10 protein-coding genes are annotated in these 12,100 nt (G+C 43.1%); 8 read left to right on the top strand and 2 right to left on the bottom strand.

Annotation, left to right across the window (positions count from 1 at the left end):
- Positions 1–31: 31 nt before the first annotated feature.
- From alsS to chrA, 6 genes are all read left to right on the top strand, one after another.
- The gene (gene alsS, locus BK049_RS10520) at positions 32–1,732 is read left to right on the top strand and encodes an acetolactate synthase AlsS (protein ID WP_071168461.1); all 1,701 of its coding nucleotides are present in this window, start codon (positions 32–34) and stop codon (positions 1,730–1,732) included.
- Between the two features lie 35 nt (positions 1,733–1,767).
- A complete protein-coding gene (gene budA / locus BK049_RS10515) occupies positions 1,768–2,538 on the top strand; it encodes an acetolactate decarboxylase (protein WP_071168460.1) in 771 nt (256 codons plus the stop codon).
- A 132-nt stretch (positions 2,539–2,670) separates the two neighbouring features.
- Positions 2,671–4,023 carry an IS1182 family transposase gene (locus BK049_RS10510; protein ID WP_071167934.1) on the top strand — a complete coding sequence of 451 codons (1,353 nt, stop codon included), beginning with the start codon at positions 2,671–2,673 and terminating at the stop codon, positions 4,021–4,023.
- Positions 4,024–4,264: 241 nt separating this feature from the next.
- Positions 4,265–4,741: a chromate efflux transcriptional regulator ChrS gene (chrS, locus tag BK049_RS10505; protein ID WP_071169219.1), complete on the top strand. Its 477-nt coding sequence runs from the start codon at positions 4,265–4,267 to the stop codon at positions 4,739–4,741.
- Between the two features lie 16 nt (positions 4,742–4,757).
- On the top strand, positions 4,758–5,339 hold the full coding sequence (gene chrB, locus BK049_RS10500; protein ID WP_008354832.1) for a chromate efflux transporter ChrB: 582 nt from the start codon (positions 4,758–4,760) through the stop codon (positions 5,337–5,339).
- Complete coding sequence (gene chrA / locus BK049_RS10495; RefSeq protein WP_008354833.1) at positions 5,336–5,872, top strand: chromate efflux transporter ChrA; 537 nt, start codon at positions 5,336–5,338, stop codon at positions 5,870–5,872. The genes chrB and chrA overlap by 4 nt, the downstream gene beginning before the upstream one ends.
- A gap of 39 nt (positions 5,873–5,911) precedes the next feature.
- Here the strand turns inward: chrA and BK049_RS10490 are convergent, their stop codons facing one another.
- Both BK049_RS10490 and BK049_RS19510 read right to left on the bottom strand, forming a co-directional pair.
- Positions 5,912–7,231, bottom strand: coding sequence for a UDP-glucose dehydrogenase family protein (locus tag BK049_RS10490; protein WP_071168459.1), 1,320 nt, complete (start codon positions 7,229–7,231; stop codon positions 5,912–5,914).
- Between the two features lie 115 nt (positions 7,232–7,346).
- Entirely contained in the window at positions 7,347–7,490 is a 144-nt protein-coding gene (locus BK049_RS19510; RefSeq protein ID WP_003214884.1) for a YwzD family small protein, read from the bottom strand.
- A 186-nt stretch (positions 7,491–7,676) separates the two neighbouring features.
- Between BK049_RS19510 and BK049_RS10485 the strand changes: the two genes are divergently transcribed.
- Positions 7,677–9,284 (top strand): SWIM zinc finger family protein, encoded by a 1,608-nt coding sequence (locus BK049_RS10485; protein ID WP_071168458.1) that lies wholly within the window; start codon positions 7,677–7,679, stop codon positions 9,282–9,284.
- Positions 9,271–12,048 (top strand): DEAD/DEAH box helicase, encoded by a 2,778-nt coding sequence (locus BK049_RS10480; RefSeq protein WP_071168457.1) that lies wholly within the window; start codon positions 9,271–9,273, stop codon positions 12,046–12,048. The genes BK049_RS10485 and BK049_RS10480 overlap by 14 nt, the downstream gene beginning before the upstream one ends.
- Positions 12,049–12,100 lie beyond the last annotated feature (52 nt).

The following is a 12,100-nucleotide window of genomic DNA, read 5'->3' as shown; positions in this document are numbered from 1 at the left end:
AATTTTACTTGCCGAAAGGAGTGCGGGGTACATGAATTCTCAGACACAACCCCTAACAAAACGAGGAGCAGAGTTGATTGTCGATACGCTGATTGCTCAAGGTGTGACCCATGTTTTTGCGATTCCAGGCGCAAAAATTGATGCGGTATTTGATGTATTGAAAGACAGAGGTCCAGAGCTTGTACTATGCAGGCATGAACAAAATGCAGCCTTTATGGCAGCAGCTGTCGGCCGTTTAACTGGTAAACCAGGTGTTTGTCTCGTCACATCAGGTCCTGGCGCATCCAATTTAGCGACAGGTCTATTAACAGCCAACACGGAAGGTGACCCTGTTGTTGCAATCGCTGGAAACGTCATGCGTGCGGATCGGCTCAAACGAACACATCAATCACTCGACAATGCGGCATTATTCAAACCAGTGACAAAATATAGCGTTGAAGTACAAGACGTAAACAATATACCAGAAGCATTAACAAATGCTTTTCGCGCGGCACAAAGTGGTCAAGCTGGAGCAGCATTTATCAGCTTTCCACAAGATGTCGTGACAGAACACACCACACAAACACCAGTGTCTGCTCACCCTTCTCCAGAACTAGGTCCTGCACCGGATGCTCTCATCAGTTCGGCCATCGCCAAAATTCAAAATGCGCACTTATCTGTTGCGATTGTGGGAATGAAAGCTAGTCGTCCTGCTGCGGCAAATGCCACAAGAAAATTATTAAAAACACTTGGTATCCCATTTGTCGAAACGTACCAAGGAGCCGGCGTTCTTTCAAGAGAGCTTGAGCCTCAATATGTGGGCAGAATCGGCTTATTCCGTAATCAGCCAGGAGATCTTCTCATTGAACAAGCAGATGTTGTGTTAACCATCGGCTTTGATCCCATCGAGTATGATCCGAAGCATTGGAACCTAAAGCCGCAGCAGCGTCAAATCATCCATGTTGATGACATCCAGGCAGATATCGACCATTTTTACGAACCTGCGCTTGAGCTTGTGGGCAATATATCTGAAACCGTCCAACATCTAGCCCTCGACAGCGTTCCACTTTCACTATGCAAAGAGAACGTAGATCTCGTCACTGATTTACAAGAGCTTTTAAACGACATCGAAAAAGCACCAGAAAGAGAAAGTCATTTATCTCACCCGCTGGATGTCATTCATACGTTGAGAAGACTCATTCCAGATGACACGAAGGTCACATGTGATATCGGCTCTCATGCCATTTGGATGTCACGTCACTTCCGCGTCTATGAACCGAATACTTTCCTGGTGAGTAACGGCATGCAAACCCTCGGCGTGGCCTTACCATGGGCGATTGCCGCTTCCATACTGAATCCAGATGAAAAAATTATTTCTGTCTCAGGGGATGGCGGTTTTCTCTTCTCTGCGATGGAATTAGAAACAGCCGTACGCATGAAAACAAACCTCGTTCATCTCGTTTGGAACGACAGCACATACGATATGGTGGCTTTCCAGCAGGAAATGAAATATAACCGCACATCTTGTGTTGAGTTCGGCCAGATTGACTTAGTGAAATATGCCGAAAGCTTTGGAGCAACTGGATTACGCGTGAACTCACCTGAAGAGCTTTCAACAGTCCTTGAAAAGGGTATAAACATAGAAGGACCTGTCATTATTGATATACCGATTGACTATCAAGACAACCCAGACCTCGCCAGTCAAAAATGGCCAGAAGTCTTTCGTGAAAAACGAACGTTAAATGTCAGATAAGATTTCCATAAATGACATCAAAGGAGTGAGCGAATATGGGGATGATGCACCCAATGAACCAACAGAACGACACAAAACAGCATGACAAACGGCACGAGATCTATCAAGTATCAACGATGACCTCACTGCTTGAAGCCGTATACGATGGAGATTTCTCTCTATCACATATCCCTGAACATGGTGATTTCGGTATTGGCACATTCAATCAGTTAGATGGGGAATTGATCGGCTTTGACGGCACATTTTATCGACTGCGCTCTGATGGAACAGCCACACCGGTAACAGATCAAGATTATTCACCTTTCTGCTCTCTAGCCTTCTTTGAAACAGACATCGTTCATCGAATTGATACACCGATGACGTCCAAAGAACTGGAGAAAGAAATCGACCGTATCTTACCAAGCAAGAATATCTTTTATGCGATTCGTATTGATGGCTCCTTCAAAAAGGTTCAAACCCGTACGGTCGAAAAACAGGGAAAACCTTACGTTCCAATGGTGGAAGCAGTCAAGTCACAGCCTATTTTCGATTTCGAGGATATTCACGGGACTATCGCAGGCTTCCGTACACCGCAGTACGCACATGGCATTGCAGTGAGTGGATATCATCTTCATTTTATTGACGATGGTCGAAGTGTCGGCGGGCACGTATTTGATTACACCGTTGATCAAGTGACCATTCGAATGTCTCAAAAACGTCATATGAATTTACATCTGCCAAATACGCAGGATTTCTTCCAAGCAGACATTGATCGAGCTGACCTTGCACAGCAAATTGCCAGCGCGGAAAGCAGCCCAGAAAAATAAAATGATAACACCTCGGTGATCCGAGGTGTTCAGGCTGTCGAGAAAATCTCGACAGCTTTTATTTTTCCCTTAAAGTTTCCATCCCCTCATTTTATAATAGAGAAAAGCATACTAAAGGAAGGTGTTTTTCTCATGTTCCACACTAGAAATTCTTCTCAGCACGAAGCCGAATTTGTATTGCTAGATCAACTGGTCGAAGAGGATCACCTGCTTCGTAAAATTGATCAGTACATTGATTTTTCATTTATCGTAGATAAAGTAAGACCGTATTATAGCGAGAATAAAGGTCGCCCTTCTCTTGATCCGCTTATTTTGTTCAAAATGATGTTTATCGGATACCTGTACGGTATCCGTTCTGAAAGACAACTTGAAAAAGAAATTTACTATAACATGGCGTATAGATGGTTTTTAGGTTTGAACATCAATGACCCCGTTCCTCATCACTCGACCATTAGCTGGAATCGTCGTACTCGATTCAAAGATACAACGATTTTTCAAGACATTTTCGACGAGATCGTGCTTCAAGCTATCAATCATGATATGGTAGGAGGCCGCGTTCTTTTTACTGATTCAACTCATCTTAAAGCCAATGCCAATAAACATAAATATACGAGAAAAACGATTGAACAAGATACCCAGAACTATATAAATGATTTAGAAGAAGCGATCCAAGAAGATCGGGTGGCACACGGAAAAAAGCCCTTAAAGGTAAAAGAGGAGGTGAAAACGGAAAAAGACATTCGTCAAAGTAAGACTGATCCTGAAAGTGGCTATCTTTATCGTGAAAACAAGCCAGAAGGCTTTTTCTACCTAGACCACCGTACAACAGATATGAAGTACAATATCATCACTGATGCTCATGTCACACCAGGTAATGTCCACGATTCTGTACCATATCTTGAACGACTGGATCACCAAATCGCACGATTTGGTTTTCAAGTAGAAGCTGTTGCCCTTGATTCTGGTTATTTGACAACCCCAATCTGTAAAGGTTTATCCGATCGACGTATTTTTGGTGTTATCGCACATAGACGCTTTCATCCAACAAGAGGATTATTTGAGAAGTGGAAATTTCAGTATGACTCTGAACACGATCACTACATATGCCCGAAGGGTGAAAAGCTTTCATATACCACAACTGATCGAAAAGGTTATAGGTTCTACAAATCAGATCCCAAAAAATGTGCTTCGTGTCCTTTTCTTGAAAACTGTACAAGATCTAAAAATCATCAAAAGGTCATCTCAAGACATGTGTGGGAGGAACATAAAGAAAAGGTCAGACAAAATCGTCTGTCTCCCGCTGGAAAAGAGCTATACAAAAAAAGAAAAGAAAAAATAGAGCGAAGCTTTGCAGATTCAAAACAACTGCATGGGCTTCGCTACTGCCGGTTGAGGGGAAAACAAAATGTGAGTGAGCAAGTGCTTCTCACAGCTGCCTGTCAGAACATGAAGAAGATTGCCACACACCTAGCGAAGCTAGGCTAGGTGTGTGGGAGGCCTTTTTCATTCAATCTTATCCACCATCATTACGATGAAAATAAAAAAGATTGTAGAAAAACATGAGTTTCTCTACAATCTGAACACCTCGGTGATCCGAGGTGTTTTTTATATACATAAAGACTATTGATTGATTATTATATTTTCATTTCGTTAGCAAATGAGAAAATAAACATTCTATTCGTAATAAAATATGATAGAATATCAACAGAAGAAAGGTGGTTATATGGTGTCTAACGACTATAGTATTCCAAACTTAACATTAGACGAAAGAGACAAACAAATTTTATCCATCTTACATGAGGACGGTCGTATGTCCTATACAGATCTCGGAAAACAAGTCGGTCTTTCGCGTGTTGCCGTTCAAGCCCGGATTCAGCAGCTCATTGAGGCAGGTGTCATTGAACGATTCACCGCTGTCATTAACCCAGCCAAGATCGGCATTCATGTCTCTGTCTTCTTTAATGTAGAAGTTGAGCCGAAATTTTTAGAAACAGTCGCTCTTCAGCTTGAGGAGGAAACAGCCGTTACAAGCCTTTATCATATGACAGGACCAAGTAAGCTGCATATGCATGGCATTTTTCAAAACGACCAGGAAATGGAGACTTTCCTGACAAAGAAGTTATACCCGCTTGAAGGCGTCGTCAGTGTCGACTGCCAAATGCTCATTAAACGATACAAAAGCCGAATGGGCATGAAATTGTAGATAGGAGTTGAACCACTTGCAATCATATATTGAACTGATTATCGCTATGGTACGAACCGGTATTCTCGGCTTTGGCGGAGGCCCTTCCGTGATTCCGCTCATTCGCCATGAAGCGGTGGTCAAATACCAATGGATCAATGACGACGAATTTGGAGAAACACTCGCCATTGCTAACGCATTACCCGGTCCGATTGCCACAAAAATGTCGGCTTACCTCGGCTATCGATTAAAAGGCGTATCCGGTGCAATTGTCGCAACAGCTGCTCATATTTTACCGACCTGTCTCGCCATGGTGGCACTTGTCACACTTGTCGGTGTCTTAAGCTCCTCAGTTATTATTCAAAATATGATCGGCGCTGTGACACCTGTCATTGCCGTTCTGTTAGGCATCATGGCATATGAATTTGGACAAAAAACGCTGAAAGGCTTCGGCATGATCTTTGGAGTCGCTTTATTTCTTTTGGCATTTGTCGGTCTTCAGGTGCTGTCGATCCATCCAGGAATTATTGTCATCATCTTTTTATTCTACGGTGCCCTTCATTTCAAACTGAAAAATCGCTGGAATCGGACAAATAAAGAGAAAGGAGTGTCTTCATGATACTGATTCTCTTTTTATTCTGGGCATTCTTCTTGTCCAATCTATTAGGGTATGGAGGAGGCCCTGCATCTATTCCGCTCAATTATGAAGAAATTGTTCATCATTTTCATTGGATGACGAACGAAGGGTTCTCCAATATGCTGGCTTTAGCCAATGCACTCCCAGGACCAATCGCGACGAAAATTGCGGCATATGTGGGCTATGATGTCATGGGCTGGCCAGGATTCATTGTGGCACTACTTGCCACCGTATTACCTTCAGCTGTTGGATTAATATTGTTACTGAAACTCATTGACCGCTTTCGCCAATCCCCTGTCGTAAAAGGCATGACCTTATCCGTACAGCCTGTCATCGCAATGATGATGCTTTTATTAACTTGGGAAATTGGCGAGGATGCCGTGAAAGCCATTGGCTGGACTCAATCGCTCACCATTGCCGCTATTTCATTTTTCTTAATGACCAAATTCAAATTGCACCCTGCCTTTTTGATTGTGGCTGCATTTTTATATGGCGGATTCATTCTTCCACATTAACGTGAAAACCGATAACATCAGCTGTTATCGGTTTTCTTTTTACATATAAATAGGCGAGACTGGACGACGCCCGATCGAATGATATTCGACCCCTGCTAATTCTGCCGCTTCAAGCGTATGACAGTTTCGTCCATCAAAAATAAGCGGGTGTCTCATCCAACCCTTGTAGGCTGAGAGCGGAAAAGTCTGAATATCCGCCCATTCTGTTAAAATACAGACGGCATCGGCATCCTTTATCGCTTCTTCAATGGTTTGAGCAAAAAAGACTTGCTTAGGCAATTCACGAGCTGCTTTGTGTGCGGCAACTGGATCATAGGCCACCAGATCGGCACCTAGCTCATGCATCTCATGGGCAATCGCAATCGACGGCGCTTCCCGCATATCATCGGTATTCGGCTTAAAAGACAGACCAAGAAGGGCGATTCTCTTCCCTTCCAGGTTTGCCCCCATCCGCTCCTGCACACCTCGAATAAAACTTGCTCGCTGCTCATTGTTCACTTTAATCACAGCCTTCAATAGCTCAAAATCATGGGACACATGCCCTGCAATTTGGACAAGTGCATTTGTATCCTTCGGAAAACAAGAACCACCGTAGCCAATGCCAGCCCGGAGAAACGAAGAACCGATCCGCTGATCCAGTCCCATCCCCTCTGCCACCCTTTCAACATCAGCCCCCGTTTTTACACAAATCGAAGCAATTTCATTCATGAAGCTGATTTTTGTGGCAAGAAAAGCATTTGATGCGTACTTGATCATTTCTGCACTTTTACGATCTGTTTTTACAAATGGTAGGTGAAAATCAGCATACATGTCCTCTAGCTGGTCTAAGACGTTCTGTGTTTCCGCTCCAATCACAAGCCGATCCGCCCTCAATGTATCTGAAATGGCAGACCCCTCCCGTAAAAATTCTGGATTAGATGCGACAGATAATGGCTCCTTCCGGCCTAATTCTTGATGAATCAAACGATCAATTTGATCACCCGTTCCGACAGGCACTGTACTTTTCACCACAAGCACCGCGCCTGGCTTCGCTTTTAAGCCCATCTCCTTTGCAGCCTGAAAGACATACTGCAAATCAGCTTGACCATCTGCCTGCTGCGGGGTACCGACAGCAATCATTAACACATCAGCCTCTGAGTAGGCTGCCGCTCCATTGATGTGAAAATGAATGTGTCCTTGCTCTAGATTTCGTTTGAGCAGCTCTTTTAATCCCGGCTCATACATTGGAGGAGTCCCTTGCTTCAGCTTCATGACCTTGCGCCGGTCAATATCAATACATGTCACATGATGCCCTGCCTCCGCTAAACATACCCCTGTGACAAGCCCCACATACCCACAGCCTGCAATCGCAATATTCATGATCCATCAGCTCCCCATACTCCTTATGCTTGTAATGTCATCGTATGCCGGGAGTTTTCGTTCCATTCATAAAAGCATACAAAAACCCCCTGCTGTCACGAGCAGGGGGCTACTTTTATGAAACAAGACCATTTCGAATATGAGCAATCAGATTTTCAAGCATTTCTTTTGTTGTGACATCATTTGAATTTTCACCAATATCATGAGCGTACATCAAAATCTTTAAAAATTCTTCTTGATTTAAACCCTTATTATCCATGTCTGTATCCTTTCGAATCCACTAATTTCATTATTATATGCTGTATGGTTGGTTTATGCAATACTCTAATACATCATTCGACAGCTTTTGAAATTTATGACCATTTTCATGAAAAACTTTTTTATAAATCACCATTGAGCTATAATAAAAGAATTGGAATCTTTTACTTGGTTAGGAGCGGATCAAATGCTTCAGCACAACATCAACGAGGAAGAAATCAAACAAACAGCCGAACAGATCAAAGAACTTCTTCCTGCAACAGATGAAAACAAACAACTCATCAAAAAAGCATTGATTACTTATAGACAGGACAGCGTATATCGTCTCAAGCAAGAGTCTGATACCGAATGGTCAGCTTATGTCCATGATGTCGTGGTAGCAAAGGTGAATCTGCAACTATTATTACCAATCATCAGTAGATGCACTTGTCCAGCTGATGGATTTTGTAAACACATCCTCGCTGTCTTCTTTTCGCTGTACGCTCAAGTAGAGAGTGTGACCGGCTTTACAGAGAATTGGTCAGAAAAGGATGAGTTACAGCGCAGCAAAGAACTGATTCGCCAGCACTTCCAAGTGAAGCGCCCAGACGAACAATCACTCCAAAGCTGGCTGACTTTTTTCCAAGAGGAATTTAACCTCTGGCTTAAACGAACACCGAAGCACCAGCAAACACCACAGCATTTGTATTACGGCTATTTATCGGTCCTGAAAAAACACGCACCCACTTCACCTGAATTCAAGAGTTTGTATGCGATTCATATGTCTATCGATGTGTGGCTAAGGCTTCATGAGCTCATCGACCTCGGCCGGCTTGATGCCGAAAAGGACTTTTATTCCATGAATCCTTATGTAGAACAGCTCATGAACACCATTTTTGATTCAGTGGATCATTTAAAGACATATGCACTTTCCTTTTCCCTCGATCCGTTTCTTGAAAACACACCAACTGCCGTTCGGACACTTCTTCAAATAGACGGACCTTTCCAGCATGAACGAGTCGCGGTCTTTATGGAGATTTGGGGAACTATATTAAATAGAGGGAAATGGGTCAAAAATGAAACCACATTACTCAAAAAAGCACAGCAGCAAGAACAAACGGTTGAGCGCACCATCGGGCTGATGCATATGGATTATTTGCTAAAAGAAGACGAACGACTCTTTCAGCAATTACAGCTGCTCAATGCAGATATGCTGCCAAATGTGCTCAATTGGCTAAAGGATCTCACAAACCGCAAAGATTGGAAGCGGCTTAATCACTGGTATCACGAGATCACATATATATTAGAAGAATATTGCCAGCTGGACCTTTCCTACAGAGAACTGCGAGGAGCCGTCAGTGATTTCTTCTTTTATTTAGATGCATACTTTAAGCAGACGAAAGATCATCACTTGTATGAACGCTACCTCCAAGTCTGTATGCCTTATGCATTTACTGAATATAGCCAGCTTTTATATGCACAGCAGCGCTACGCAGAATGGATTGAAATACACAGCCTCGTTGGTTTCTCCATCAGCGAATTGGAGAAAGAACTGATCAAACAGATTGCAAAAGAAGAACCTGAAGCGCTCATTCCTTCGTACCATCGTGAAATCTCACTGCTCCTCGATCAAAAGAACCGAAGTGCCTATCGAGAGTCTGTGAAAATGCTCAAAAAACTGCGTACGCTTTATCATAAAACGAAAAAAACCGTGATTTGGGAAAGATATGTAAAGCAGCTGCAAGATTCAACGAAACGGCTGCGTGCGTTCCAAGAGGAAATGAAGAAAGGAAAATTGATTGATGACACGCCATAAACAAATTGTCATTCATGCAGAACAAACAGAAGATTTCTCTTTCACCATTTCAGCGCAAGCAGAGGACGGACACCCTGTTCCGCTTAATGAAATGAAGAGGCAGCTTTTTCAATGGCACGAATCTTCTTTTTATGGAACATTCTTAGAAGATGTGAGCTTTATTGGCACACCTGCCTTCCTGTTAAGCCCTTGGATGACCGTGGAATTGCTAGGAAAAAATTCATTTAATACCTTCAGCCATGTGACCTTAACGGATGAAACAGAGCCGCTTATGAAAACAGCCTCTACCATTTACGAATTCATCGAGGATGAAGATTTCGTTCCAGATTACGAGGCATGGACAGAGGGCGTGATCCGGTTTAAAGACAAAGAAGGCTTATTAGAGGGCTATACGGCTGATTGGTTTTCCGCTGCCGTACAGGATTATATTCAATATGATGATACCCTGCAGCACAAATGGAACCGAATGACTGCACAATCGCCTGCCCTTTCATCCTTCCAAGGACATTTTTTAGATGAGCAGGATTTCTTGGAGACGATTGGCTGGATTGAAGATGAGACGCCTTTCACTGTCGGCTTGCGCTTAAATGAGCCGGAATTCGACGGGGATGATTGGAAAATCGAATTGTTTTTGCGCGATAAGAAAAACAGCAGTCTTCACTTCTTTGAAGGCAACCGTTCATTAAAAAAATCTTGGCGTCCATATCAAGAAAAAATCGCAAGAGAACTGGAGCGATTCAGTCAAATTGTTCCCTGGCTCTCTTTCACATCTGGTACAACGCTCATGTCAGAAGAAGAAGCCTGGCTTTTCCTATCTGAAGCAAGTGAAACACTTGTGAATATGGGCATCGAGATTCTGCTTCCATCGTGGTGGCAAATCGTCAAAGAAAGCACCATGATGCTAAAAGCAAAGGTTTCCTCAACACCGCGAGGCGAATCGCATGTTGGAATGGATGCCTTAATGGACTTTAATTGGCGCTTTGCCACAAATGGCATTGAGCTGACAGAAGATGAGTTCAATGAGCTTGTTCAAAGTAAACGCCGCCTTGTCAACATTCGTGGACAATGGATCAAAATCGACCCGACCTTCATCCAGCAAATGAAAAAATGGATGGCGCGCGCCGAAAACGAAGGGCTTCACATGTCTGATATTTTATCTCGTGAACTAGCAGATCAAGAGGCCTCCTCTGAAGCGGTTCCAGAACTATTGGACAGCTCGGCATTTGCTCATATTCAATTTGAACTTTCTTCTCAATTAAGAGGCCTTGTCCATCAGCTAAATGATACAAAAGAGCTGCCTTCCTACAAAATGAGTGAATCCTTTAAAGGTACACTGCGCCCATATCAGCAGCACGGTGTCAATTGGCTTTTATTTTTAAGATCTCATGGATTCGGCGCTTGTTTAGCAGATGATATGGGACTTGGTAAAACGATTCAAATGATCGCTTATTTCACCTATTTGAAGGAGCAGGAGCAAGACGCCGCTCCATCTCTCATCATTGCGCCAACCTCTGTTTTAGGTAACTGGCAAAGAGAGCTGGAAACATTTGCACCACACTTGAATGTCGCTCTGCACTACGGACCATCACGTCCACAAGGCGAAAACTTCACCAAAGCATATGAGTCAACAGATATTGTCCTGACATCTTACGGACTCTCTCACTCTGATCGTGATGAATTAACATCAGCCAAGTGGAATACCATTTGCTTAGACGAAGCGCAGAACATTAAGAATGCCCATACGAAACAATCGAGAGCGATCAGGCAATTAAAAGGGCAGCATCACATTGCCCTCAGCGGGACACCGATGGAGAACCGCTTGACAGAGCTGTGGTCCATTTTCGACTTCGTCAACAAAGGGTATCTCGGCAGCCTGACCAGCTTTCATAAAAAATTCGTCCTTCCAATTGAAAAAGATCGTGAACAAAAAAGAATTGAACAGCTGCAGCAGCTGATCAAACCTTTCTTATTAAGACGAACAAAACAAGACGAAGAGGTCGCCCTGAACCTGCCTGAGAAACTAGAAGAAAAAGAATTCATCCCGTTATCGGCTGAACAGGCATCTTTATACGAACAGCTCGTCAAGGATACATTCGAACACATGGCTTCATTAACAGGGATGCAGCGGAAGGCCATCATCTTAAGTATGCTCGGCAGACTCAAACAGATTTGTGATCACCCTGCCCTCTATTTAAAAGAAAGCGGGACAGATGTGAAGCTGTTGAAACGTTCATTAAAAATGGATAAATTAGCAGAGCTGTTAAAAGCCATACATGATCAAGGAGAAAGTTGCCTCATCTTTACGCAATATATTGAAATGGGCAACATGATCAAACAACTTGCGGAAAAGATGTTTGGAGAACCCGTTCAATTTTTAAATGGCAGTTTATCAAAACTTGAGCGGGACAAAATGGTGGAACGCTTCCAGAAAAAAGAGTTCAACATCTTAATTCTTTCTCTAAAAGCAGGAGGAACAGGACTGAACTTAACCGCCGCCAATCATGTCATTCATTATGATAGATGGTGGAATCCTGCCGTGGAAAACCAAGCGACAGACCGTGCGTATCGTATCGGACAAAAACGATTTGTGCACGTCCATAAAATGATCACAACCGGCACAATTGAGGAAAAAATTGATCAAATGCTCGAAACAAAACAAACATTAAATGATCAAATTATCCAAAGTGAAAGCTGGATTACAGAGCTATCGACGAACGAACTAGAAGATTTATTTACATTGAGTGCGGCCGCTCAATCATCTTAACCACAGCAAAAAGAGGACTTTTCTCAAGCTCGATGAAAAGTCCTCTTTTTTC

This window comes from Bacillus xiamenensis (assembly GCF_001857925.1).
GTDB classification, from domain to species: Bacteria; Bacillota; Bacilli; order Bacillales; family Bacillaceae; genus Bacillus; species Bacillus xiamenensis.
Note: the sequence above shows the minus strand (reverse complement) of the source record. Positions and strands in the feature narration are given on the sequence as shown.